Below are 26,735 nucleotides of genomic sequence, written 5' to 3'. Positions count from 1 at the left end.
GAGCGTGTAAACTTGGGATTCCATTCTTGGCTTATGATTCGATTTTTTGGGAACACCCAACAAGTCACAAAAAGTACCGGCCATCAGTTCGCCGGTAAGAAATTCTTATTCCACAACCTTAACCCAAATTTGTAAGGAGCCCCAGTTACTCCGATTGGGAAGGGTAGTTGAAGCCTGAGAATTAGTTTCGGGCGTGAGCAGTAATTTTGCCGTTCCGGTTGCTGTGGCGGGCTTTAGACCAAAATAAGGATACGCGTTCGCATACCGTCCCACGGCTTCCATACTAAGCGCCGGCCCATTTTTCATCCTGGCATCAATTGTGTATTTCCCCACCGGAACATTCATAATCAGAAAGTTATATTCATACTGGCTGACTTTCTTATTGATTACAAAGGTCTTTTGTTCTCCGAACAAACCGGGACCGTCCGGGGTAAGTGTCACCTGAATTTCGGCATTTTCGGGAATATATCCCGGAGGGTTATACACCGACGAAGCATCGATCACATTGTAGGTGATGTACAACGACCCGCCCGCAAAATTCGTGGGATCTTTGGGGCGTTGACTTATGAGGTCCCTGTTCAGAACTCCATAAGATAGGAGAACGAAATTCTTGACCAGGCCGTCCGCCGAAGGAAAACTACCCAATTTGCCATCCGTAGCGTAAAGGCTCATGGCCGCCCTGCCCTGGCCGTAGTCGATGGTGTAACCAGCGGCATAGAATTCAGCCGCACCCCAGGGAATCGATATCTCATAGTAGCCGTTGGCATCGGTGTCATCAGAGGCTCCCGAATAGTACCCTCCCGTTGCCGTAGACCTTATGCCTATGTGAGCACCTTCCAGGGGTTTACCGCTCAAATCGGTCACATACCCGCGCGCAATTCCTTTCTTAGGTTGCAAAGTCGGGAAATTGGGCATCCTGGGCATTGTGTTGCCCATCACGCTCACATAGTCTTCCTCCGCACCGAGGGAAAAAGTGGCTTCCCCCTGCACTACGGGCAAAGCGGGTTGCTCGCCCCATTCGCTGGTCTGTCCGCCCCCGACCGTATCAGGATCTTTGCACCCCAGCAGCATCAGGGCAGCCAAACACAACAATTCAATCTTTGTCAAAAACATAAATAGCAGCGTTTATTGTAAAAGTTTCGAATTTTCAGCCTTGTCGAGAATTGATGTCTGGTGTGGACCGTTTTTGGAAATACATCCTGTCTTTGCGAAACACCAATATCGACGGTTCGGGCTTCTTGTTTGTAAGTGTTGTTCCTAGCTCTCTATATCCAGATCCTCTATCCATTGCCTGGCTTGCGCTGGGTCAATGAAAAAATGTTCCCTGTCGCTACCGAATCTCGTTTCATACATATCCATTTTGGTCTCGTCCTGATGCGCGTGTGCTACCCCGACGCATTTTATGCCCCTCGCGTTCCTATAGGTCATTGTTTTAGCCTCCTCTTCAAATAGGTTCACGTAGCCCACTTTCCAGCCGTAATTAGCCAGTATCAAGAGGACAACGCCTCTGAATCTCTTATGTGCGTCAATGTTAACCGCCTTAAATCCATGCATGTTGACAAAAATTTTGAAGGTCGAGTCGTCTTCAATCTGCTCTAAGGTGCTCCCGAAGGATTGTTCCCACTGTTCGATATCGCCTTTGTCGACGTCTCCGCTTATTTGCGTTACGACTAACCTTTTTTCAGGGTACCAGTTTGTTTCGGTATTCTTCGCACTTACCATTGCATTATGAATTGATGTTTCCGATGTTTCTTTTTGATAATGAAACCAGGGTCTTGAAAGCTGTTGACTTTCTCTGGCCCGCTTTAAGACAACATGATCAGCGGTATCCTTTAGGGTGTGGCCTTCAAGTTCGATACATGCATGTCGACCAAAATCATACATGACTGCGTTTAAAAAGCTGCCTGACCAGCGGTCCCTAGTCAGGCAGCTTCCAGGGTGGAAGTCAATGGCCTATTTTATCACTATGGGCAAATCACTGATAATCTGCCAATCGTCTTTTTCATTCTGCACCAGAAACAGGTACTTGTGCATGGCCGGTACGCCTATTTCTCTAAGCATTACATCCACCATTGCGGTGTGGCCTGTGACACTTATTTGCCTGAATTCTTCTTCGTATTTCGTTCCGCCAATCTTGCCGTCTTTCATCATTTCGAGATACGTTTCCCGCGTGATGAGCGTAGTGCCCGGCGTCCCGCGAAAGCGGTTCGCGGTCACCCGGTAGTCTGGATGCAGTACTGATTTGAGGGTCTCGATGTCGCGCCTGGCGGTAGCCTGGTCAAAGATCGCCACAGCTTGTTTTATTTCCGTTTCCATTTCATTGTCCATTTTTTGGGCTAGCGTGACCGTAGAATCCACTGCCAGTACCGCGCCCAGACAGGCATGATACGCCTTTTGTAGATTTAGCCGTCTTTTAATTATCATTGGATTCATTTTCGCTTGCCCGTTAGTTTCAGGTGGATGTCCATGGTAGGCAGGATGTTTTGATCCGCAGGGAGATTAGGATCCGCCGCGTAGTTCATCCCCCATTTCGTTCGATCTACTTTCAGGGTGGCATCAACGGAAAGCTGCCCGTTGCTTAACCCGATTTTAGCGGGAAACACGACAGGGTTGCTTTTGCCCAGCATCGTCAGTTCACCGCTCACCAGGTGTGTGGCCCCCGGCACGCCTTCACTACCTGTGTAAGGTGACACGCTGGCGATGACATAGGTGAGGTTGGGGTGCGCCGCCATGTTGAAAAAGTCAGGACTTTGCAGGTGATGCACCAACTGGTGTTTGATGGAGTCTACCGGTAAATTAAAATTGACGATGGACGACAGGGGAATCGTAAACGAGCCGCCTGTCACTTTCCCATCCTCGACCGTTAGCCGATCGCTTTTGACAGTGATAGCTCCTTCGTTAAAGTACCCCGTCCGCAGGTACCCTTTCCATTCAGCAACGGATTTCTGTTCGTCGAGTTGGTAGTTGTCGGCTCCCGGAGTGTCGGGGTGGCAATTCCAGAGTAGTCCCGAGAGGACCAGGTAAATTGGCAAAACGATTTTTTTCATGGCTGTTTTTGAAAATAGACTGGAATAAGAATGGTATTGGATCAGAAAAGTGAACAGGACCCTGAACACTTTCTGAGGGCAAAATTAGCCGTGGGTAGGCGGAGGGAAGTCAGTTTTTTCTGAGTAGTGGCAACGAGTATTCGTAGCACCGCATTTGTAATTTAAAAATTTTACAAACCTGAATCAGGACAGTGTGGTTAAAATGATCAGGCTGATTGAGGCCTGCCAACGGCATTGCCTATCCTCGCGCTGGCCTTAAAAACTACCACCCGCTTCCGCACGGGTTTTACTGTTCGCAGGTAGTCGTAGATCGCCTCCAGGTCCGACTCGGTCATCCCGGCGTACAGCGTCCATGGCATCACCGTGTTGAATCCTTTCCCGGCGTCAGGAGCTACGAAATGGGGTGGGTCGAATGCCTTGAAGCGGGCTACGAAATCTGCTTTAGACCAGCGTCCGATGCCCGTAGCCGGATCGGGCGTGATATTGGCCGATCGGAGCGTTCCGCCGAGCAGCTTGACCGACATTCCCCCCGCAAAAGGGGCCAGCTTTACCAACTTTCCGGCGACACGTTCGGTATGGCAGTCGGCACAGCCCGCCAGTTTAGTCAGGTATTGTCCGTAAGCCACCCCGGCAAAAGCCGCAGAATCCGAAGACAATGCGGTGCGGTGCGGAAGCATCCTTAGGCCCAGCCTTACTGGCAGAGGTGTGACCGAAGACGGCACCTCATTAGCTATCGGATCGAGCGAGCGCAGGTAGGCGATGATCGCTTTTGCGTCGGATTGCCGCATCTGATGATAATTGGTGTAAGGCATTAGTGGAAAAAGCAGCTTGCCCGACTTGGACACTCCTGCGGTTATGGCATTGAGCAATTCCTGATCCGACCAGTCTTTAAGCGCGTGGGGCGTGAGGTTTCGACCGTAGTAGCGGCCCGGCAGCCCGTAGTTTTTCCCGTACTCCTGCCCGCCCGCACCCAGGGTGCCTGCCACAATCGGTCCGCTCAGTTTGGTCCAGTCACGCTGGGAGTGGCAGTCCATGCACACCGCCACGTGATTGGCGAGATATTGCCCGCGATCCACCAGAGTAGGAGCGGGATACACCTGGAATTGCGCTAGCTGCCTCCCGTATGCCTGTCTGGCTTTTGGACGAACACAATTGGCCAGGCACGCCAAAATGAAGCACATGACCAGCCAAAGGATATGTTGGCTCAGATATCTTTTAGATTGAACAATCATAATTTTACGCAGAAAGGTATCAGTTTGTCAGGGGCTGAAACTCCTCCCTAACCACTCGCTATAATCAAAAAGGGTGGCATGGGATAGGCGATACAATACTGAATTTCAAGCACCGGCATTAGGTGGTATTCACCAATATTGGCGTGCAGCACTAGATCGTCCAGGAAATGCTCCCAGGTAAACGGCGAATGCATGAATACCCAAAATAGAGCCTACTCATGGGATACTAATGATTGAATCAGATTCATGGCTCGTGAAGACAACCAACGCCAATAGCGTCCAGGCAAGGGCGGTATGGGCATTGGTCAGGTGGAACCCAAAGGGTAGCTTACTCCATACCAGCATGGTAAAGGGTAGCCATAGACCACACATTAGGGGTATATAGCGTTTCCAACCCCGCAGGCGTCTAGCTCGAATCACCGCGATGCCCACCCCGATCATCACCAAGTTACTGATGGGCCAGAACAGATCGAGCGTACGGTAGAGCAGGGTATCATGCTCAGGCAGAATGATTTCGTAAAAATTATAGAGGTTGGCCAGAACCAATGTGACCAGAACCGTAGGCATAATGATTCGCCCCAGGCGGTCGGTACCTGCCGCACCAAGCTGCTGCAAACCGGCCATGCTGCATAGCCAGCCCGTGATGTAAAACAAGTCGAAAAAACCGCTGAGTGGGGTAGTGGTGTATATGCCCGACGAGGATACATTGAGATAGGTATTGAAGGAAAGGAAGGGCGCTCCCAGCAGGCCCAGCGTTCCGAGTACTTTGGTGTTCACGGTGTTTTGATAGAAGACGGTGAAAGGATAAGTTCAGGGTACCTTATCGTGACTACCGGTTTGTGTAGCCAATGCCCAGCATATTGGCGCGGGTAGCCGATTCTCGACCTATAAAGTCAATTGTTACGGAAGGCGCGTAATCGCTGCCTTCGAACGCGTCGCTCACCCGCAGCTTTTGGCCCGTGGGCTTGTACACTGCCGTCACGGAATACCGTCCGATGGGTACGTCCCGGAGGAAGGAATCGTACCGTTTCTTCATGCGCAGGGTCAGAGTTTTGCCGGTAGAGCCATCGATCAGCGGGCCGACAGGTGTGAAGGTGAACTCGATATTTTCGTTGTCGTCCAAATTCATGACATTCGGATCGCGGAACAGCTCGACGGTGCCGCCGTAGTATAAATCGAGGCTCAGATCCGGCACGTGTCCGGTGAGTTTCCACTGGAAGTTGCGGACGGGTTTCTCGTTTTCCGAAAATGAATCGGGATTTTCGGGATGTAGGTTAATTTTATAAACTCGGTCGTTGTAGAGTTTCAGAATGTACCCCTTCGCCATCCATTGGCCCATGTCTTTGACCAGTTGGATCTGATAGGTGCCGTTGGTCGTCGTGCTTATTTCGGAGCCCCGGCCTTTGAGGACGGTGTTATCGGTATAAATCGTGGCTTGGGACAAGGGTTTTCCACGGGGATCAGTGACAGTTCCGACCAGGTAACCTGCCTTGCCACTGGCGGGCGGTGTATCGCCAGGACCGGGATCTGGCGTGGTCATTTTGCAGGCATTTGGTAAGAGGGTACTTGTCAAAAAAAAGGGGATAATCAGAAGAGAATGAAGTGTTCGTAACGTTTTCATGGCTTGGTTTGAATGAGTGGTTTGGGGAAATGAGGACAGGCGTGCGGCTGCCTTGATTTCAAAAGTAAGGCTGCTCCTTAGCGTTGCGAAACAACTTATTGTCCAGAATGATCATTTGAGTGTCCGGGCTGTGATAAATCGTGGATAAACGGTACATAAACCGTTGATATTTTTCCTTGAATCCAGTAGTTTTGAGAATGGATTTTACCCGCCTACACACCGCAATTCAGCTTTTCACCATGTATGTGGAAAGGCACCGTCCAGCCTACCTTTCGGAGCGGGAATGGTGGTTTCACCTGCTGTCAATGCCGGTGATTTATCCAATTGGCGGGTACATTTTCATGGGGGAGCGATTCTTTCGTGACCCAACTACCTTTGCCATCGGCATGTTGACTGGTATCGCGCTGCACTGGATGTCAGTATTCAGTTATACCTGGGTCGTCAAGCGCGTAATCCGGCAGTACCCCGGAGAGCATCAGGCCACCCAGCGGTTGCTGGTTATGTTTCTGGGCGTAAGCCTGTTGATGATTGCCACCGCCTACTTCGACCTGTGGGTATTCAGCAGCATACCCGGTACGGGCGTACATTTTTCGTCCCAAATCCTGAAAGCGCTGCTACTGTTCGGCGGGGTCTTCAGCATCGTGTTGTGTCTGATTCTGGGTTTGTTTCATAGTTATGCCCAATGGCAGGAGCGTCAAACCGAAAACGAACAACTGAAACGGGAAGCGCTGCAACAGAAATACGATGCTCTGAAAACCCAGATCAATCCACACTTTTTGTTCAATAGTCTGAGTTCAATTTCCTGCCTTATCGGTGATCAACCGGTGCAGGCGGAGCGTTTTGTTGATGATCTGGCCAAGGTGTACCGGTACATGCTCCAGACTGGGACACGTACCCTGGTACCGCTCGGCGATGAACTGACATTTCTCGATACTTACGCTGGCCTGTTGCGCGTGAGGTATGGAGACAGTCTTCAGATCAAACTACCCACGGAACGCGAAAATGTGATAGGACAAATTCCTCCTCTGAGTCTTCAGGCACTTATAGACAATGCTCTGAAATACAACAAAATGTCGGTTGAAAGTCCGCTTGTCATCCATCTGGAACTGTTGGGAGAGTCGGCCGTCCGGGTAACCAATACTCTGCAACGTAAGGCCCGGGTAGTGGAAACTGCCCAGCCGGGCCTTTCCAGCCTAACCGTTCAGTACGAGCAGTTTGGCCATGTGCCCATCCGGGTGGAAGAGACTGACGGGACGTTCTGTGTGACGCTACCACTCCTGCAGCTTATTTCCCCATCCATTTCTTAAAGTCCGATACTTTTTCCCGGCTGACCAGCGCCTCCCGGTCGAAAACAGGGCGCAGGGTGAGGGCCAGGCGGTTACCGAAGTAGGGCTGCATCTGCTCGACGGCTCGGTGCGTGACGAGGGCGGCGCGATTGATACGAAAGAATTGGGCCGGATCGAGATCGCCCGAAAGCTCGTCGAGGGTGTAATCCACCAGAAACTTCTGATTGGTGTGGGTTACGAAAAAGCTATACCGCTCTTCGGTGTAGAAATACGCGATATCGCCCGTTTCAATCGACAGAAGCCGCTGCCCCTGCCGCACCAGAAAACGCTTGCGGTACTCTTTGGGTTGTTGCTGTACCTGCAGATCACGCAGAATTTTGTCCAGATTGAAGGCAGCCGCGTTGGCAGCGGGCTGACTGGCGCGCAGGTCGGCAAATTTTTTCAGGCTGCGTTGCAGGTCTTCCTTTTGGATGGGTTTCAGAAGGTAATCGATGCTGTTGACCTTGAACGCCTGAAGCGCATATTCGTCGTAAGAGGTAGTAAAAATGATAGTACTTCGTATATCCACCCGCTCAAAGATTTCAAAGCTTTGCCCATCAGAAAGCTCGATGTCCATGAAAATAAGGTCGGGCGCATGATGATTATTGAGCCAGTCCACCGACTCTTCAATGCTGCCCGTAACGCCCCGCACTTCGAGGGTAGGGTCTGCTTCGGCCAGTAATTTGCGAAACTTGCGCACGGCCAGTTCTTCGTCTTCAACGATCAATACGTTCATATAGGAATACGGATAAGCAAATAGTTAGTTCTTTGAGACAGTCAAATATTATTCACCTAATTCAAAAGGGGTAAAAGCAAGGCAAAGTGATCATTCGTTTCCTCGATGGTAATGATGTCATTTGCCGAGGAGGACGGATCGAGATGCCGCTGCGCCAGTAGCTGGTACTTGGCTTTGATATTGTTCAAACCTACCTGATTGCTAAGTACCCTGTTGGCTTTGCGCTGTAAATTATTGCGTACCAGCAAGTACCCTCCCGGCGAAGATTTTATTTCGATCCGAAGCGGTTTGCTGGCATGGGTGATGTTATGCTTCACAGCGTTCTCGACCAGCATCTGCAAGGTCAGGGGCGGGAGCAGACTGGCTCGGTCGGCCTCCTCGATGGCCAGTTCCAGCTCGATTCCGGCACCGTAGCGAGTTTTCAGAAGATGAAAATAGGATTGGATAAATCCCAGCTCAGTATCCAGGGTAGTTAGTTCACCGTCCTGGTCGGTAGTATTGCGATTGGTTTGCAACAGGTAGCGGTACACTTTCGCCAATTCATCCACAAATTCCTCGGCGCGCTCGGGCTCGTCTGCGATTAATGACGAAAGGGAGTTGAGGGTATTGAACAAAAAGTGAGGATTTACCTGATTTTTCAGGCTCTCGTACTGACTTTGCAGATTAGCCTTCTTAAGCTGTTCTTTTTCGAGCATGTTTTCCCGCCATTTGGTCAGGGAATAAATACTCTCAAAAACCCCCACCGATACAATATTGGCTACCACATTGAACAGAAATATGCGGAACACGGCCCCCGGCTGGGCAACATAGCCAAACCAATGGAAATAGGTGTAACCCCATATCGCCCCCAGAATGAAAATGGGCGTCACGAACATGAACACCGCCAGCAGCAGGAGCAGCCGTTTGACGGTTTGGTGCAGGCCGGGGTACCGGTCCACTACCTGGCGGGTCAGGCTGTCCAGAACAACCTGACAACCCACGGCCAGGCTCGTGTTGAGCAGAGTAGAGCCCACAAAAATGCGCCAATGGCTGAAATAGGAAGCTCCCAGCAGCAGGTAGGTGATCAGCGGAATGAACCAGGGCAAGACTACCAACAACTGCCAGCGGAACTGTTTGGTCAGTCGGGACCAGGGCTCTGGGATACTTATTTGGAATGCACTCATGCAGTAACGGAAATTACTTCCGCCAGGAGCGGAAGCCTGATGGAAAATTCAATGCCATTGTCTGACACCTCTACGGCCGGAATCGGTAACGTAGCGTACTTGGCGAGCAGCGCCACGAGTTCATCGGGGCCGGTCAGGAGCCGCAGGGGACGAGGCTGGCGGTTATACGCCACGCGCAGATCCTGCTCGCGGGTGGTGATGTGAACAACAAGCGGTTTTTGCATACTGACGACGTTGTGGCGAATGGCATAATCGAGTAATAGTTGTAATGAGAGCAAAGGCAAAATAGCGGATCCCCGCGCGGGATCGACATCGATATGTACTAAAATGCCGGATTGGTAGCGTGTTTTGAGTAAATAGATATAGGAGTTGATAAATGAGATCTCGGCGCTGAGGGTCGTGAGCGATTGCGTCGAGGTACTGAGCCGATAGCGGTAGACCTTGGCGAGATGATCCACAAACAAACTCGCTTGCTGCTGATTCTGCCCGATGAGGGCCGAGAGCGAGGTAAGGGAGTTGAAAAGGAAGTGAGGGTCGATCTGCTGTTTAAGCGTATCGAAATCGTACTGTAGAGCCGCCCATTTCAGTTGTTCGGTCTCGACTTGATTCTCCTGCCAGCGACTGTAGGTATACTGGATACCCAGCACAAAGCAAAGCAGAAAATCAAAAACTACCCCCAGAATGATGATTGCCCGGACCGTGCCCCACGAAAAGGGCCGTTCGAAAATCGGAAACAGGCTGTACACCCACACATCGAAAACCGCCAAACCCACGGTGAGCGTGGCGACTGCCAGGAGCGCGACGCCATTGCGCTGCCTTACCTGCTGTACATCAGGGAATTGACGGATGATAATTTTAACCACCACCGTAAGCAGTATCAGGGAAAGCCCGTACAGCAGCGCTACCAGAAGGGTACCCCACAGAAAAACCACCGGATCTTTGAAATACCGCTCATGCAGGAAAAAGTAGTTGCCCGCCGGGAATAGGACGGGTATCATCAGCACATGGTACCTTAGTTCGGTACGGGTAAACAGCGGACTGGGCAATCGGACGTTCATGTCGGTTGGGTGATCACGGTTTGGCGGTCCGGCGACCCTACGTGATTCACACCATTAAATGTAGCGATTCTCTTATCTCGCTATTATGCCAGAGCGGCATAAATTGTTGGATCGGGCGTATGAATTGAGCAAACAAGTACGTGAACTGTAAATGCCGCTTGCGTACATCTAAAAGCCAAAACCGACAGTGAGCTGCCAGAGCGACGAACGCGTTGACACATCGGCCTGCGTGGATGGTTCGCCTGAGCTGAAAACAGATTTGCCCAATCCCCCCTCGCGCCGTAATTCGAACTGCATTCCCGAAAAGGATAAGCCAATGCCCGCCTGGTAACCCAGCTGAGCTTGCCGGACGGTTTGGCGCACCGACTGGCTGTTATATTCCTTTAAAGCTCCTTTCAAATCTCCGTCAAGTACCCGCAGGGAGGCCAGCGGCCCGGCGTTCAGGCGCAGCGGGCCAAGCTTTATGCCCAGCAGCAGAGGCAGGTCTATGGTACCAACCTTAGCATCGAACGAGCGGGTTTCGAGCCCCTGACGGATGAGGTCCATTCGGCCCCCTTTTACCGAAAAGAGAATTTCGGGCTGGACGTAAATTTTCCTGCCTATGCGGGCGTAGGCGCCGCCTACCAGCCCCGTCGTGTGCCCCTCGTTTTGCTGGAAGAAATCATAGACGATTTTACCGCCCGTAAGTACGGGCAGGCCGTCCGCACCCAGCCGGGGTGTCTGGTACGAGAGGTCGTCGAGCTGCGAAAAATTGGCACCTACTTTCAGACCCCACGAAAATTTTTTAGCAGGTAGTTGTGCCTGGGTGGGTGAAGAAAAGCAAAGGACGAAAAGGAGAGGCAGAAGATTAAAAAGATTTTTCATGGCTAATACTTTGGTTTGGTTCGCCACAAAATTGTTGCAGGACCCTGTACTCCTGAATTCCCTGTTGCACCGGTCGTTGGTTTCGTTTCTCCAACTGCTGTTTCCCGTCGCTGAATTGATTTTCAAATGATCAGCAAAGCAATCCGGTTTTTTCAGATCTGCCTTTATCCGAATTCATCCCGCAAAAAGCACAGTTCAGACATTCGTTTTTCCGATTGGTGGAGTCTGCTAGTCCGGAAATACACGCTTGCTCCCAACTTTGCATTACCGGACGATCAAACTCCGGCTTTCAAAAACCATTTTTCATCTTTTTCACAAAAATTCAAACAGCCATGAAAAGTACCCTGTACCTGCGCCGCATTAGCCTGCTGATGCTCCTGATCACCGTCACGCTCTCGTCCTGTAAGAAGGACAAGGAGGACGTGGCCCCCGACGCCGCCACGACCGTGGCCGGTAACTATGCCTACTCTGAGATCACCTTTAACGGTAAGACCCTACCTGCCGACCAAACCAATCTGAAAGGTAGCGTCGGTATTACGCGCCAGACGGCCACCCAGGTAACGATCAATATCAACCTGCGCAGCAAAAGCGATAACTCGGAATTCATCGTCGAAAACGTGGATGGCATTGAGGTGGCCGACCTGGGCAACGGTAGTTACGGGCTGCGCTACGACGGCGAAGAGTTCGCCCAGGTGAAGGATGAAAAGATTATGATCAAAGGTGTAGATGAAGATGGCGTCAACTTTACCATCACCGCCACGAAATAAATATTAGGAAAAACCGCATACGTCAACTTTTAAAAAACAGCCATGAAAACAGTCAAAAAATTTACTCTTCTGGTCCTGGCCGCTATTACTGTGGCGGGTTCCCTTAGCAGTTGTGCCACCGTTTTTGGCGGCAAAGTGGTCGAAAGCCAGAAACGCCGTCCTGCGCAAGGGGAGCCACGGCGGGAAGTGAAAGTAGGAATGCTGGTCGCTGACATCCTGTTGTTTCCGCTCGTGAGCCTACCCGTGGATTTTGCCACTGGAGCCATTTATAAGCCCAGGACCGTACCAGATCCAGAGAAGCCCACACTCAGCGGTGCACAGGGAAAGGTGAAAAAATAATGTTCATAAGGTTAGGTTAGAGAAGTGAAATCCCCGGCTGAGATTAGCCGGGGATTCTTGTTTTGCCTTTCTTGCCTTGATTGAATTTTGCGCGATCCGAGTATACCTACCTTGACAGTGTACGCAAGTGTTTTAACTGTTCGAAACTCATCTTGATTGATCAGTTCAAGGGAAACTTTGGACTCATCGGCTGGGTCGGTGATGCTGGCTACCCGCTGCAGCCTTCTTGAATACTCAGCCGTTCCGGAAAACCTGACCACATCGTCATAGGGACGCCAGCGTTTAACGAGGGGCTCCACAAAAATGTCATTTTGTATCCCTTCCAGCATATACAATGTTTCAGGCACACAAATATCATTTTGAAATCCTGAATTCATACTAGAAGCCCCGCTGTTCTTTTGACCCGAGGCCGGGCTGCAAGCCCAAGATTGCATGAATGCCAAGAGCAGTAATCCAACATTGTATTGCCCAGAGTCAGGTAAATAATTCATGATAATTACTTTAATAGTTACGCAATTAGAACTTAGCAGGGGTACTTGATAAACTAAGAATAACGACAATTTACATTGTGGCAAGTAAAAGAATTGTTAAGAAAAATAAAACCCTCAACAAGTGTCCGACCACTAAATGGAAGTCAAGATTATTTCATAGGTTTTCACAACTATACTTTAAGCAAAAAAGTGCATTTAAATAAGATCTCAGTCAAAGGAGAAGGCTTAGATGTTGTTCAAGAACACGGGAAGATAAAAGTAAATCAAACACATAAATAGTAAGCGTATGGGTTGACTTCAAGCTATCGCGTTTTGACAACAATGGTTTGAAGTTCACAACTTACCTATGATTTACGAAGTAACCAATCCTGCTTTAATTAAATCTTTCGGCTTTCATAAACTTTTCCTGTTAAGATGTTTTTATCTGTCCAATTGCCGGGAGCGGAATCAGTTTGATTTCCCGATCGAATCAAGCACAATCAGCTTAGGCAGGCAACGAATAGCAGGGCATTTACCTGACCAGGCATGATTAGACAACATGGGAGATCGGCCTTGTTGCCATTCCTGCACCTTATGCCTCCCCTTCAGATTTGTTTAAATTCTTCTAGCTCGCCCAGAACTCCGTACAGCGAAATCTCAGGAGTCTCTCATAGCCAGGCACAGTTAGAGTTCATCCAATCATTATATCCGATAATTAAACATTATCGGATATAATGAAAGATTCTTCAAAATTATCTCAGGCAATGCCAGGATCCCATTTCTGTCTACTAAATTATTTTGAGGAAGGAGGCTACGACTAAATGAGAGCAGAAAGGGATGACTAATAATAAAACCAGCAGGTTAGCACTAGATTCAATAAAACAAGAATTACCTCTGAATTTTGAGGGTATCAAATTCAGTGGGCAAATAACAACCTCGTCCACTCATCGAAGACGTGGCTGTCGTTCATTGGTATCAATGATAATGAAATGAGCGTTTTGGCCTAAATTTCATCTCCGCTTTCGCATGTTTTGAACTCTGCCCATACGCGTTTTCCGCTGCGGCGACTCAATAGCTTCTCTAATAAGTTGTGGTTAATGTTTCCAATAACCACAACAGTATTTAATGGGCCGTATTTGGTAGACGGGCAGGGCTAAGTTTAAAAGAGCTAGAATGCATGATTTTCACCAAAATAAAAGACAAAACTGGACCAGTATTCAATGATTATTTTTCAGGGTAGAATAGGACCGGTTTAGCTTCCTCTATAAAGGGATTGTATTCATCATACCCGTTTTCGTGGTTGCGGGTATCCCGACGAAAATTTTCGTCAGGCTTGGGGTACCAATTGATCAGGCGTTTTGAATCCGTATCGTTGTGGGTACTTTCTTTGCTGATCCCATTCCCATTCTCAGCTTTGACCCAGTACTCAGCAATTGATTCTGTAGGGATACTTTTATCTAAGAACGTCGATTCTGGCCCACTGTAAATTAGTTGAGCGCTGTCAGAAGCAGAATCCTTCGCCCGGCGGTAGAGGTAATACCTACTCGCGCCTAAAATCCTGCCCCAAGTTAAGCACTGGCCCCGCTCCTCGGGCCGGACCAGCAGTCCTTCGGGAGCATGCGGGACCTGATCTGTAACAAAGATCGGGTACTCGTCCGAGGCGACACTCCACCCGCCTTTTCCTTTTGCCCGTACCCGCACGTGTATTTTTGTTCCGTTGGCCAGTCCCGTCAGCGAGGTAGTTTGGCCTTTGATCATGTCCTTACTAGTTTTCCAACTCTCCCCACCGTCTAGACTCATCTGGAGCTGATAGGTATCGGCACCGGGTACTTGATTCCAGGATACATTACCCCCCTGGCTACGATGGGTAGTACCCAGAATGACGGGTGTCGAAGGAATAACGCCTGTGCTGTTCCATTGCCAGACGTAGGTACCCGGAGACAGCGTCAACTGTACTTTATTGGAAGAAACTGCTTTACCGGAAAGCGGTTCTCCATCCACATAAAACATCATTTCCTTGTTTGCTCCCGCTGGCCGGGTAAATATCAGGCTGATTTCCTGTTGCGCCTGAATCACTCCCCGGAATCCATCCTTGTCAGATTGCAGGCTCAGGCTGCTATTGGTACTTGGATTTAACGTGACGAGGATGCCGGGAACACCCAGTTGGTTTCCCCGAAAAAGAGCCGCATTATAGGATTTATCCAAATTCTGTTGAATAATTCCAGACGTTCCTTGAAAGCGCATCCCGGCCTGATTGAAAACTACCTCCGTGGAATTGCGAAAAACGTAATCCGTGGCGTTCTCTTCCTTTCGAACCAAGCAACCATACGCTGTTTTCTGGGCCTTGATGCCTGATTTGTGCGAAACGAAAGTTAGAAAATCTCCTTTTCCGTCATAGTACCTGCCTTTGGTTGAAAGTACCCCTTTGTCATCATGGTAATTACTTTTTGATGGCTGAATATCCGCGTCCTGCAAAGGCGCGCCCGGCGAAAGCTGCTGGATAAAAGGGAAATCGTCTTCCTTGCCCACAAACCAGGAGAAACGGCCTTCGGTTTGGCTGTCTTCGACGTCATCAAAAATCACGATGTAATCGCCGCCGGATTGCAGAACGGAACGAGAGTGGTAGTCGGGCTGCACTTCCTCATTGGCGTTCACCTGGGCAAACTGGGCAAAGCCAAAATCAGAAAGCGGCTCGGTCAGGTCGTTTTGGCCGACACTGCGGTAAGGGCCCAAACTACGGTACCCTCCCAGCTTTTTCACACCGAAGTTGGTACAACGCTCTACGTCGCCGAAGGGCGCATCGCCCACGTCCTCGATGCCATTGTGACTATAGCGCTTGCCGTTAGCATAGTAGTAAATCACCCCGTTTCCCCCATTAGCCGCCCGGCCCCAGCGGTAGTTGGGGCCTTCATCGATCTGTTGCAGGTGAACATACGTTTCGTTGGGAGCGCCAAAATAGTGACGAAGCACATAGCCATAGCCGGTATATTTCTCGGAGCGCAAACGAGGCTTGGTTCCTTTATTTTGGCTAAACTCCGTTCGCAAAATTCCGCCCCAGGGATCGAATCGGCCGACTTTATATTCAAAACCATGATCGTCCGGGGAAGTAACATAAAATAAATGTTCGGCCAGCAGCGGGTCATAATACGCCATTTCCTGTCCCAGCATCCGCAACAGATTGGAAGGCGTGAGCCCGTGGGCGTGAGCCCCCTGCGGCGGATTCACGCGCCGCCCGTCGGCCTGTTCCAACGGAGCGGTCAGGCTGTTCAGCAGCCAGTTGGCATAAAGCGAAAGGTTGGGTTGCAGGAGTCGGTTACGCCCATCGTAATGGTGATGCAACAGGAAACTGGTTCGAAGCGTGGGTTTGAGGTACGCCCAGGTGTAGGTTGCCAGGTTTTCGGTCCAGCGGCCGCCCTTCGCCTGCCAGGCCGGAACGTCCGGACGAACGTGGTACTTCATGTTCAACGCAACCGATTTTTCATAATGGTCGGCCATGTCCTGAGCCTTGGGATGATTCGGGAAAATAGCGGCCGCTAAACCCGGTACGCCTTTAACGTCAGCCAGAAAATTAGGATGACCGCTCAGCATGGTCCGCATGGGCATGAGCGACTCGTCCATAAAGACATAGGTCATGAATAGAAAAGCCGCCCGAAGATGCTGGTATTGGTCAGAAGACATTTGGGCACTGTACGCATCCCAAGCCGGAAATATATCCTCATAAAATACGCGGGTACCCACCGGATTCGGACCATTGGCTCGTTCCGACTGATCGGCTATTTTCCCGACCTGATTTTCCAGGCTTCTTTCTAAATCTTTTAGCTCGCTAGCCGCCTTTCCATCCACTGGTTTGAAAAACAAAGGTTGTTTTGATTCCTTCATATCGTAATCCAACACCCAGTTTTTAACTTTATCCAGGGGAATCCAGCCATACCACCGCCGGAGGTAGTCGATATAGGCCAGTGGTTCCTGGGTTCGGTTGACCTCCTGAATATCTTTCTGGTGCGGATAAAGCGCGAGTGCCGTCGATCTAGTACCCTGAACCAGAGGAAAATGCCAGCGCAAAAGATCCGCGTTATACAGAAAGCGAATACTCAGTTTGTCCGATGAAACCCACAACGCATATTCCCCATCATCCCATTTTTCCAGGTCTTTGATGAAAAGCCCAATGGATTGATTTTGAGATTCGTTCCAGAAAGCGGCGGTAGGTATTTTCCACCAACTAATCCAATTGTCGTAAGGGGAAATTTCAAAGGGCAATTGCCCACCTGTCCGGCTTTGCTGGTCGTACGGCAACTGTGGATGTTTTTGTGCCGTAGGGTCAGATGGCGCCCCATCAATGGGTTCCCAGGCAACATTATCGTAGTTTTTGTTTTTGGGATCACTGAAACCGCTTCCGGTACGATTAGGCGTGTAGCGATAATCCGGCTTGAAATTATCCCAAACCAACTGCCAGGCTAAGGAGTCGGCGGAGTCGAAGCCCTGCATCGTTTCTTCCAATTCCAGAAATTCCATCCCCGCTACCAGCCGCACGGTCGCGCGGTACCATTTCTCCTTTTCAAATTGATAGTTCAAGGTATACTCAGCCATGAGAGGCCCAAGACTACCTTCGGTGAGCGTGAATGAAGTAAGCGGCTTCTTTAGATCAAAGTACCCTTTGCCAAGCCAAGCCGTTCCATTCCCGATGCGCAGAACCGGGGGCCATGCTTTTCCTTCCGAATCCACAGAAATGGGTAACTCGATCTTGATCAGGCCATTGGCTAAAACCAGTGAATGGCTATATTTCTGTACCGTAACAACCGAAAAAACGGGTGTTGCGGCGGTTCGATTATTCGGGCTGCCAGCAACCAGCCGAAAGGTTTTATCACCACCCGAAGGCAGATCAGACAGAAAATTAAGGGTCGCTTTTTGGACTCGGCCATTTTTTTGCTGGACCTCCGAAAGCTGAAAAGGAATCGGGCGATCCGTCGCCGTGTCCCATAATCTTAAACTATCGGGAGGTACGTCTGCCGCGGTAAAATCAACAATGTACCGGAGCCGGGTGAGCGGCCAGTTCATTGTTGGATGTTTCAAATCATCCCGAAGCCTGATCTCAATTCCCTGCTGTTGCCAGTTAGCGGGGGCAACGAGCGTAGGTAGTTCGGTTTGACCCAGCAGGACAAGCGGAGAAAAAAGTAAGACAAGTACTTGTGAAAGCAGGGAACGATTAAAGGTCATGGCCATACAGATTACTTTTTTGCGGGGAGTTGGAATCAGAGAGACTTACGCCTGTTGTATTAGGGTCGAATAATCGTCCCGTCCTCTCTGCGTACCTGCCAGGTAGAGGTTTTTCTGAGCGGGTACTTGGCGGCTTCTTTCTCGTTGATATCCACGCCCAGGCCCGGTACTTCGTTCACGTACATGTACCCATTTTTCACGTAAGGGCTTCCAGGGAATACTTCAAGTACCTTATCTGAGAAATTCACGGCTTCCTGAATCCCGAAATTCCAGATGGCAAAGTCGATATGACAATTGGCCGCATGGCCAACCGGCGAAACGTCACCCGGCCCGTGCCAGGCCGTTTTGATATTGAACCACTCCCCGAGCCGGGCCAATTTCATCGCGGGAGTGATGCCGCCGATCTGTGAGATATGGCAGCGGATATAATCGAACAAGCCTTCGACCATAGGCTGTTTCCACTCGTTCTGATTATTGAACAATTCGCCCATGGCGATGGGAACCGTGGTAGACTGCCGAAGTTGTTTGAACCAAGCCATATTTTCCGGAGAGAAGGGGTCTTCAATGAAAAATGGGCGGTAGGGCTCCAGCTGCTTAATCATATTGATCGCGCCCATGGGCTGTACACGTTCGTGGAGATCGTGCATTAACTCAATCTCCTCGCCACACCGCTGGCGCACCACGTCGAACATTTTTGGTATGGAATTCAGATACGCCTGTTCATTCAGGTACCCGTCGCCGGGATAGCCATAGCCCGCCGCTTTGAAGTCAGGTGTTCCCGATTTTGCCGTTTTATAGCCACTTTGAATACGCAGGTACTTGAAGTCCTGATCCATGAATTTCTGGACATTCTCCGCTAATTGTTCGGGCGAACTCCCACCCGCGTGGGTATAGGTTGGAATCGCAAAACGCACCTTTCCGCCCAGGAGTTGGTAGACCGGCATGTTGGCGCGTTTGCCTTTGATGTCCCATAAAGCCTGATCCAGTCCACTCAGCGCATTGTTAAGTACCGGCCCATTCCGCCAGTACGAACTAACATAGGCCGACTGCCATATATCTTCGATGTCGTCGACATTGCGGCCGGCACAAAAGTCATTGAGGTAGCTATCCACAGCGGTGACGACCACTTCGGCCCGTTGGTTGAACGTGGCGCAGCCGAGCCCGTAGAGCCCTGGCTCGGTGGTTTCCACTTTAACCACTATAAGATTATGACCCTGAGGTGCGGTCGCAATTGCCCGGACGCTCTTAATTTTGATGGGCGCCATCCCTTTGGCGTAAGCCGGGGCTTCTCCGTTTTCCTGGATTAAAGGTTTGGCTACACTGTCAGTACCGCTCAATAGGCCGATGGCGGAGCCAAGTCCCATCATTTTTAAGGCATTCCGGCGGGAATTGTCAGTCATTTTTTTCATGGGGATGAATAGTTACATTAATTAATTACGCCTGACTAAATAGCTAGAGACGGTAATGGGGCGGTCATCAGAAACACTACCGTAGCAGTCCAATGCTTTACCAATCACACTTGCCGGTAGTTCGGCGTAGTACCAGCCGCCGCGGGCCGCCCGGGCGGGCACGCTCTCCCAGACTCTCTTTGTCCAGGATGAATCCGCCAGGCTGTAAAAGACATTCGCTTGCTGAATTGGCGTTTTGCTTTTCACCCGGAATTTGACGGTAATCCCGGCGTTGCCTTTTTTGGGAGAGGCTGCCGAAATAGTTGTGATGAGAGGGAACGGGTACCCTTTATTTTTCAGGTAGTAATCAAAATAGGGTAATTCCATGCTGGTCCAGCCGACCTGATTGGTTCGGGGATCGTTAGTACCGCCCGGCACCGGAATTTTGTGATTGGCATTGGCCGCAAACAAGTGATTGACCGGACCTTTCATTGCTTTGAGCGTAGCGGTGACAGCGGGCGGGTAGAACCAGTTATCGTTGGTACCTGCAGCGATGAAAAAGGGCGTCTTCAGGGACTGAATCCGGCGGCCGGCGTCCAGGTAGCGCAACCAAGTCGCGCGGTCATTGTCCGACATTTTGTTCAACTCCTTTATGAACACCGAACCCTCGTCGTAGACGCCCGATCCGTAGAGTGAGAAAGTGGCTTTCACCATATTGCTGGCCAGCCCCGAAACGATGGTAGACGTGTACCCACCCCACGAAATTCCAACGATTCCGATCCGATTCTGAATCACGTCGGGTTGAGCGTTTAGTAAATACAGTCCCTGCACCGCCGCCAGAACCCCTTCGAAAATAGTACTATGGGTGAGGTCCGGCGTGGCAGTAAACCGGCTTTTTCCGTAGGGAACTACCTTCCAGGTACCGCTTGATTGGGGTACTTTCTCGGGATTGGCTACTCCGGGAATATCCAGGGTCAGAACTACGTAGCCCTGCGCCGCCCAATTCTTCGCTCTTTCTATTTCCGCATTTCCCCCACCGCCGTGCAATACCAGCAGACCGGGATAAGTACCTGGCTTCGCCGGCCGCACGATGGCGGCAAAAATGTTCGTCGGTACGAATCCTTCCTGGGTTTGGACGTCACGGGAATGAAAAATTACTTTTCGAAGCCGGATGCTATCCAGGATTTCCTCCCCCAGATCGGTAACGATGGTCGGGGCCTTCTCCGTTAAATAGGGTTGAAAGGGATCGGTTTGAGGTACTTCATCGCTTGCCCGGGTAAACAAGGTCGCCAGGAGCATCGACAGAAGTAAGAAGTAACCTTTTTTGTTCGGTAAATTCATGCGAGATCTAAGGTTTGCCTACTCGGGATAATATACTTCGACAGGCATATTGCTATTGTCTTTCAGCATTACAGAAGTTTCAGATAATCTTGCACAACGAAAACGGCCTGCCCATCGCGAAATACCATTTCATTTGCCTTTGAAAAGCAAGGAAATGAAGTAAGGAAAATCGAAAACATTGAAAGAACTAGGGAAAGCCTGGACTTTGGAGCATGCACTTAAAAATGAATTCAAGAAATTATTCCCACTGAAATGATAACAGTTCACCCAATACCATAATGTTGCTGAGGTACCAACCATTCTCCGCGTAGAGACTTGGATCAGTTATCTCGATTTTTCTTATTTTGAGAATTTTGGCTTTATCGAACTCATGACCTGGTACCCGAACGGTTACCTCATGAATGCCATCGCTCAGATCATCCAGATAGAAATTACCCTTGCGGTAGTAGTTGCTCCATTGGTCAAACCGCTGCACCTGTTTCTTTTCGCCATCGACCGTCACGTCCAGCATACTTGATGCAGGTCCTATGATGTCATAAAATCCCAGCTTCGTGCCTTTGAATTTGATATGAAGGGTTGCATCCGGGGCCGTGGCCCGGTAAATGCTGGGCATGAATTTGGCAAAATCACCCGCGATGGCGATCCCCTCCGGGAGCCGTTCCCAGTGCGTCGAAGAAGATGGTTCGGGCAGCGTGACCATCTGAGCCGTCTCCCAGTTGTCCGCTATGTAGGGAGTCGGGAGCGGATGGGGCCCGGGTTGCGCGGCTCCATCCATTTTCTCAAAGTATTTCTTCACCACGCTGGCGTAAATTGGATGTCCGGATTTGGACAAAGGGTGGGTTCTGTCGGAGGTGAACACAATTTTGTCGGGGTTCTCTTCCGGCTTACCCGTGAATATCAACTTGCCTGCCTGAGACAGACGGGCCACCTCCACCCCCATGTGGATGGAGGGAATTTGGTAGTATTCAGCGATGACCTCCATCGCCTGAGCCGACCGCTGGTACTGCCCCTTCAATAAATCTCCGAATGTATTCTCGGCCACCGTGTACACAAAACAAATATCGGTGGACGAGTTGGCTTTCCAGGTTTTTCGGACGATGCCTTCCATGGTCCGGTACAGGTTCTCCGGTGACTGTCCACTGTCATTAACGGCGAATTCTACGAATACCAAATCAGGTTGCTTATCCAGTACATCGCGCTCCATCCGGAAAACGCCCAAGCCCGAGCCGGTACCACCGATGGTGGCGTTAATTTCAGTAAAAGGTGTATGGGGGTAGTTGATGCGCAACCAATTATATGTCAAGCTTCTCCACCCCTCGGATGCTTCGGTGATGCTGCCTCCTATGTAGGCCACCTTTACTTCTTTGCCCTCATGTACCTTCCGGAAAAAATTAGGCAAACCACCCCGCTGATGAAATTCTTCCAGGGCAGCCAAACTTGTCTTGTTTTGCGTACCAACCTTGGCGTTGGAAACAGGCTGCTTGTGGCAACCACTAGCCAAAAACAAAACAAGAAGTATCGCAACAGAGAATCTTATATTAAGGGACATCGTCAATAATTTTAATTAATTTCTAAAATGGGCCTGACTGTTTCAGTCTTTGAAATGCTCACTGCGGCGTGGAAGTGACTGGTTTTATGCCGGCATTTTGCATGACTTCCTCCAATTGGGAGTTGTTGTTTCGGAAGGAGTTGTCGTGCGTAGTAGATCCGTTGCTTTGTTCCTTTAACTTATCCACGTTCTCAAGCTCGCTGAAAACGTTATCATCTACCTGGATGTACGCGCTGTTGTTATCCAGAAAAATACCGTTGACTGGGAAATTATCGGCCCAAATGCTCTTGCCATACTGGTGAATCCAGTTTCGGAATATCTTGGTACCTGGCTGATTGCTAAGGGTGTAGATGGCGCCTCCATCATCGTGAAGTTGCATGACGTGATGGATATTATTGTACTGAATCAAATTATCCTTCACCCCACTCAGATTATCGCCGTAGTGATTGCCAATTTGCATCCCCGTGTAGCGGCCAAATCGGATTTCATTATGTTCAATCACATGGCCCGCTACACAACTGGCCAGCACGCCCATCCCGTTGGTGTAGTGCATGCCTACGTTTTCAATCAGGTTGAACGCAATGCGATTGTCGATGCAGCGAAGACTGTCGACCGGAAACGCTTTTTTGTACGTATCGATCACAATACCATTCGCGCTGATCTGATCAAAATGATTCCCCACGACGCTTGAATTTTGTACGCCTTTGCTCAGAACCAGGCCATGGCCACCGGCGGCCATGATCGTACAATTTTCGATCAATAGATTGCGGACAAACTCGGCCTGAATCAAACCCGGTCCCATCTCTTCTTCATAGCCGCGAATCTGAACACCCTGGGTTGCCACACTCCCTTTACGACTGGGCGTCAGCCAATTGCCGTATATGACGTCAATGCCTGAGAAAGTAAAGTTTGTCAGGGGCTTCTGAGGAGTACCGGAAATTTGTACGACCGTTTCGAGCACGGGTACCACTACCTCCAGGTTTTCCATTTTTTCGCCTGGGGCAGGCTTATAATATAATATATGATTTTGCCTGTCAAGGTACCATTCCCGGTCGCTATCCAGAAATTCTAAGGCATTTTCGAAGTAGTAGGGTTTGTCAGGATTGAGCATTCGGGCGTAGGTCAACTGAAACACGTGCCCCCGCTCCGGATCTTTGGGGGTAAGTACCGTGGTGTCCCGGCCTTTTTTCAGGGAGGCAATTCGTAACCGGCTTTGGTACCAGTGCTGATTCATGACCAGCTCCACCTCCCCGGATAGGGCGGCGGCGGGTACATCAGCCGTTCGGATTAGTACGGTTTTGGCTTTTTCATCAAACCCCAGGCCGCGGTTGTAAGGACCGTAGTCAGCATCATTCTCCCGGTTTGGCGTCCTGGCCCGGATCGCCATTTTTCCATTGATGTAAATCTGCCGACAATCGGTTCCGGAGGGTACATTCGCTTTGTATATCCCATTACCCGCATCCGACCAACCCGTGACTTTGCGCCCTCCCGAGAGAACCGCTCTTTCGCCAGCCAGGCTACCGATCCAAACTTTATTTTTTTCGTTACCCACTACCTCACTCGTAAGCAGAAGCGGGGAGGTCAGTTCATAAGTACCTCCCTTGAAGTACACAGCGATATCACCTACCTCTTTTTTGTTTAACTCTTCGAGCTTTTCAGCCAGCTGCTCCGGGCGGCAGGGTTTTTGCTGGGAGCAAACGCTGCCGGTACCCTGCGGTGCTACATACAGGGTAGTTTGGGAAATGGCAGTAAGAGGTACCCAACTAAGAAACAGGAAAAAATACAATGGCTTGGTCAAGGATAACTAGGTTTAAATGGTACATGGTAAAGTCAGTAGTGCCTGTCATTCTTCATCGGATTTTCGACGAAACGTAATGGCAGACAGATCGAAGGTTTGCCAGATGCCTATGGTCTTACTGGTAGTTTTATAGATAAAGTACAAATTCTGAAACCCACTCATGGGCTTGATGGGCATATCGAAATTTACCCATTTCGAACCCGGAGAGAGTGACTTCTGGCTTATCACCGGCCCCTTCTCCCCATTGACCCTAATTTCAAGTGTGCCTTCAATATTGTCAGAGGCAGAGGCCCGAATTGACAACGAATGGATCTGGCTGAGGTCGATACGCCTAAAGGCAATAAAGGCGTCATTTTGTGTGAACCGGGCTCGTCCATCCGCTTTCCGGATCATTACGCCGTGGCTGGTATCCGCGTCATACGCCATCTGAATGGGGGAACGCAGCAGGAGTGTATCCCGGCCGGTAAGGGGTTCGATACCGTTGGCACCCTGGTCGGTATAGGTTGCGGTGAGGTAATAAGTACCTCCTTCACTCCCATGGGTCCCCGTACTTACTACGCCCGTCATCGGTAGTGAAGCGACTTTCTTTTCATCGGACAGCGTCAGGATATAATCTATCATTTCGCTGATTACTTCTTTCTTTAGTTGAGGATGCGCCGCCATCGCTACCTCACCCCAGTTGCCGCTCCCTCCGTTCTGTACTTTGTCGACTAGTTCCTGGCGCTTGTTTTTACCAAGGTACCGCTGCGAGATTTCGATGAAACCCGGCCCGACCGTTCTTTTGTCGTAGGCATGGCAACCCGTGCAGCCACTTTGGGTAATCAATTGTTTTCCCTGAACGCCTCCCTTCCCGTTATCACTCTGGGATGTTGAAGTCAGTAGGGCCAGATCTTTCCCCTGAGGTAGGTAGTCAAAGCGGATCTGAGTCCTGTTCAGATTGGCCGGGGTACGTTGATCATCCTCTTGATCTTCAACCCGAACCTGGTAGGGTATATCTTGTTTTCCCCAATAAAAGGAGCGATTGGCGGTGGTATTGATTCTGACTACCGGCGGGGCATTCCCTACCTTGACTTCAAGGGTAGTTTGAGCTGTTTCTCCAGACGGATCTATAGCTGCGAGGGTAATTTCCTGAGTACCTGGCTTTTTAAAAGTATACGTGGCAGTAGAATTCCGAGAAATAACCGTCCCGTCCTTTAATTTCCAGACGAAAGCCAGCGAATCTTCTTTATCGTAATCAAATGATCCTTTGGAAGATAGTTTGACGGTCAAAGGCGCCGCTCCCACCATTTTATCGGCAGAAATGCGGGCAATGGGTCTCCGGTTGTTTTTGTGGTATTGAATTCTTATTAGCTGGGAATCCTCATTCTCTGACTTCCAGAAAGTTCCATACTCCAGAACATACAAAGAGCCGTCTGGTCCGAACTCCATATCCACCGGCTTGGAAAAGGTTCGGGTGGGCAGGAAGGGCTCCATTTTTTGGTAGTTGCCCTGATTATCCATGGTCACGGCCTTGATCCAGTTCCGCATCCAGTCGTAAATCAGGAGCTTGCCGTCGTAATAGGGCGGAAAAGAATAAGGTGCTGACGCAAATTGATCCGTATAGAAAACAGGTCCTGCCATGGCCGTTCGACCTCCTTCACCTGCCTCAGGGAATTCAGGAGAGGCTAGGTAGGGATACCAAATGAAGGCCTTCTGGGCGGGGGGGAGGGTTTTTGCGCCCGTGTTATTGACGGAAGTATTGACCGGAGCTAGGGCATCAAATAGTTCGCCTGATTGCTGCGTGGCAAAGTTATAGGGACGGTAGGGTTTGTTATCACCAATGAAATACGGCCACCCAAAATTACCCGCCTGGCGGGCCTGGTTGATTTCATCGTAGCCTTTCGGTCCCCGGTGAAGGCTGTCTGTACCCGCATCGGGGCCTACTTCCCCCCAGTAGAGGTAGCTGGTTTTCGGGTCAATGGAAATACGGAAGGGGTTCCGGTTTCCCATCGTATAGATTTCAGGCCGCCCTGAAGTACCATCTTTTGGAAATAAATTGTCGTCTGGAATTGTGTAAGTACCATCTGACTGAGGAGTTATCCGAAGTATTTTTCCGCGTAAATCATCCGTATTGGCGGCTGATTTCTGGGAATCGAACGCAATCCGATCCGCACGCTCGTCCAATGGAGCAAACCCGCTCGAGGCAGATGGATAGGTATTATCTCCCGCGGAGATGAATAGATTGCCATCCGGGCCAAACGCAAGGGAACCACCCGAATGACAGCAGGCGCGCAGAAGGGGAAATTCCAAGAGTACTTTCTCTGATGAAAGCAACAGGGAGTCATCCTTCATCGTGAATCGGGCAATCCGCTGAACAGCCTTCTCGCCTGCGGGTGAATAGAAAAAATAAAGCCAATTGGTTCTCTCAAAATGCGGGTCTTTGGTAACGCCCAGCAAGCCGTCTTCACTGCCCAGATAAATGGGTAGGTGCGCCAGAAGACGGGTTTTGTTCTGCTTGGGGTCGTACAGGCGAATATTGCCTCGCCGCTCGACGAAAATGACCCGAGAATCAGGAAGGACCGTTAATTCCATAGGCTCATTGAGCTTTTTGTCGAGTACTTCCACCGTAAACCGATTGTCTTCAGGACGCGCTGCATGCGAGCTTACATCACTATTTCCCTGGCCATGCGCTGACGGGTAGTGTAGGCTCGACAGCATGCAGGTACTTATGAAATAAAGGAATACTAGATTGGCTCGCATGGCATCGATATTGGGTTTATTGCCTTCACAGTGAGGCAATAAACCAATTGAATAACTACGGAGAATGGCACAAAGGAAAGAGTA

General features: G+C 50.1%; 21 protein-coding genes. 3 read left to right on the top strand and 18 right to left on the bottom strand.

All coding sequences use genetic code 11. The features are described 5' to 3' along the window. Positions 1-105 precede the first annotated feature (105 nt). From IE117_RS15915 to IE117_RS15885, 7 genes are all read right to left on the bottom strand, one after another. Positions 106-1,113: a peptidase associated/transthyretin-like domain-containing protein gene (locus tag IE117_RS15915; RefSeq protein WP_189565480.1), complete on the bottom strand. Its 1,008-nt coding sequence runs from the start codon at positions 1,111-1,113 to the stop codon at positions 106-108. Positions 1,114-1,257: 144 nt separating this feature from the next. Beyond that, positions 1,258-1,884, bottom strand: a complete 627-nt coding sequence (locus IE117_RS15910) for a hypothetical protein (RefSeq protein ID WP_229581015.1) — start codon at positions 1,882-1,884, stop codon at positions 1,258-1,260. Between the two features lie 69 nt (positions 1,885-1,953). Then, positions 1,954-2,424 carry a nuclear transport factor 2 family protein gene (locus IE117_RS15905; RefSeq protein ID WP_189565479.1) on the bottom strand — a complete coding sequence of 157 codons (471 nt, stop codon included), beginning with the start codon at positions 2,422-2,424 and terminating at the stop codon, positions 1,954-1,956. 5 nt (positions 2,425-2,429) lie between these two features. Further along, the gene (locus IE117_RS15900; RefSeq protein ID WP_189565478.1) at positions 2,430-3,047 is read right to left on the bottom strand and encodes a YceI family protein; all 618 of its coding nucleotides are present in this window, start codon (positions 3,045-3,047) and stop codon (positions 2,430-2,432) included. A gap of 206 nt (positions 3,048-3,253) precedes the next feature. Next, positions 3,254-4,279 carry a c-type cytochrome gene (locus tag IE117_RS15895; RefSeq protein WP_189565477.1) on the bottom strand — a complete coding sequence of 342 codons (1,026 nt, stop codon included), beginning with the start codon at positions 4,277-4,279 and terminating at the stop codon, positions 3,254-3,256. Positions 4,280-4,495: 216 nt separating this feature from the next. Further along, positions 4,496-5,056, bottom strand: coding sequence for a hypothetical protein (locus IE117_RS15890; RefSeq protein ID WP_189565476.1), 561 nt, complete (start codon positions 5,054-5,056; stop codon positions 4,496-4,498). A gap of 52 nt (positions 5,057-5,108) precedes the next feature. After that, positions 5,109-5,900, bottom strand: coding sequence for a carboxypeptidase-like regulatory domain-containing protein (locus IE117_RS15885; RefSeq protein ID WP_189565475.1), 792 nt, complete (start codon positions 5,898-5,900; stop codon positions 5,109-5,111). Between the two features lie 197 nt (positions 5,901-6,097). Here IE117_RS15885 and IE117_RS15880 point away from each other — a divergent pair, with 197 nt between their 5' ends. Next, complete coding sequence (locus IE117_RS15880; RefSeq protein ID WP_229581013.1) at positions 6,098-7,207, top strand: sensor histidine kinase; 1,110 nt, start codon at positions 6,098-6,100, stop codon at positions 7,205-7,207. Here IE117_RS15880 and IE117_RS15875 read toward each other — a convergent pair. From IE117_RS15875 to IE117_RS15860, 4 genes are all read right to left on the bottom strand, one after another. Further along, positions 7,185-7,961 carry a LytR/AlgR family response regulator transcription factor gene (locus IE117_RS15875; protein ID WP_189565474.1) on the bottom strand — a complete coding sequence of 259 codons (777 nt, stop codon included), beginning with the start codon at positions 7,959-7,961 and terminating at the stop codon, positions 7,185-7,187. The genes IE117_RS15880 and IE117_RS15875 overlap by 23 nt on opposite strands. A 56-nt stretch (positions 7,962-8,017) precedes the next feature. After that, complete coding sequence (locus tag IE117_RS15870; protein WP_189565473.1) at positions 8,018-9,124, bottom strand: sensor histidine kinase; 1,107 nt, start codon at positions 9,122-9,124, stop codon at positions 8,018-8,020. Further along, on the bottom strand, positions 9,121-10,182 hold the full coding sequence (locus IE117_RS15865) for a sensor histidine kinase (RefSeq protein WP_189565472.1): 1,062 nt from the start codon (positions 10,180-10,182) through the stop codon (positions 9,121-9,123). Before IE117_RS15865 ends, IE117_RS15870 begins: the two co-directional genes overlap by 4 nt. A gap of 168 nt (positions 10,183-10,350) precedes the next feature. Further along, a complete protein-coding gene (locus IE117_RS15860; RefSeq protein ID WP_189565471.1) occupies positions 10,351-11,046 on the bottom strand; it encodes an outer membrane beta-barrel protein in 696 nt (231 codons plus the stop codon). Positions 11,047-11,378: 332 nt separating this feature from the next. On the opposite strand from IE117_RS15860, the gene IE117_RS15855 reads away from it, so the two are divergent. Together IE117_RS15855 and IE117_RS15850 are read left to right on the top strand one after the other, a co-directional pair. Next, positions 11,379-11,813 carry a hypothetical protein gene (locus IE117_RS15855; protein ID WP_189565470.1) on the top strand — a complete coding sequence of 145 codons (435 nt, stop codon included), beginning with the start codon at positions 11,379-11,381 and terminating at the stop codon, positions 11,811-11,813. Between the two features lie 42 nt (positions 11,814-11,855). Next, on the top strand, positions 11,856-12,152 hold the full coding sequence (locus tag IE117_RS15850; protein WP_189565469.1) for a hypothetical protein: 297 nt from the start codon (positions 11,856-11,858) through the stop codon (positions 12,150-12,152). Positions 12,153-12,163: 11 nt separating this feature from the next. Here the strand turns inward: IE117_RS15850 and IE117_RS15845 are convergent, their stop codons facing one another. The 7 genes from IE117_RS15845 to IE117_RS15815 form a co-directional block, all read right to left on the bottom strand. Beyond that, positions 12,164-12,643 carry a hypothetical protein gene (locus IE117_RS15845; RefSeq protein WP_189565468.1) on the bottom strand — a complete coding sequence of 160 codons (480 nt, stop codon included), beginning with the start codon at positions 12,641-12,643 and terminating at the stop codon, positions 12,164-12,166. 1,203 nt (positions 12,644-13,846) lie between these two features. Further along, complete coding sequence (locus IE117_RS15840; protein ID WP_229581011.1) at positions 13,847-17,842, bottom strand: fibronectin type III domain-containing protein; 3,996 nt, start codon at positions 17,840-17,842, stop codon at positions 13,847-13,849. A 53-nt stretch (positions 17,843-17,895) separates the two neighbouring features. Continuing rightward, positions 17,896-19,245, bottom strand: coding sequence for an enolase C-terminal domain-like protein (locus tag IE117_RS15835; RefSeq protein ID WP_374757970.1), 1,350 nt, complete (start codon positions 19,243-19,245; stop codon positions 17,896-17,898). 21 nt (positions 19,246-19,266) lie between these two features. After that, a complete protein-coding gene (locus IE117_RS15830) occupies positions 19,267-20,565 on the bottom strand; it encodes an alpha/beta hydrolase family protein (RefSeq protein WP_189565466.1) in 1,299 nt (432 codons plus the stop codon). Between the two features lie 238 nt (positions 20,566-20,803). Further along, on the bottom strand, positions 20,804-22,114 hold the full coding sequence (locus tag IE117_RS15825; protein WP_189565465.1) for an SGNH/GDSL hydrolase family protein: 1,311 nt from the start codon (positions 22,112-22,114) through the stop codon (positions 20,804-20,806). Between the two features lie 58 nt (positions 22,115-22,172). Continuing rightward, on the bottom strand, positions 22,173-23,912 hold the full coding sequence (locus tag IE117_RS15820; protein ID WP_229581009.1) for a right-handed parallel beta-helix repeat-containing protein: 1,740 nt from the start codon (positions 23,910-23,912) through the stop codon (positions 22,173-22,175). A 45-nt stretch (positions 23,913-23,957) separates the two neighbouring features. Then, a complete protein-coding gene (locus tag IE117_RS15815) occupies positions 23,958-26,651 on the bottom strand; it encodes a PQQ-dependent sugar dehydrogenase (RefSeq protein ID WP_189565464.1) in 2,694 nt (897 codons plus the stop codon). Between the last annotated feature and the right edge of the window lie 84 nt (positions 26,652-26,735).

Origin of the sequence: Persicitalea jodogahamensis, from assembly GCF_014651615.1 — a bacterium.
Classification (GTDB): Bacteria; Bacteroidota; Bacteroidia; order Cytophagales; family Spirosomataceae; genus Persicitalea; species Persicitalea jodogahamensis.
Note: the sequence above shows the minus strand (reverse complement) of the source record. Positions and strands in the feature narration are given on the sequence as shown.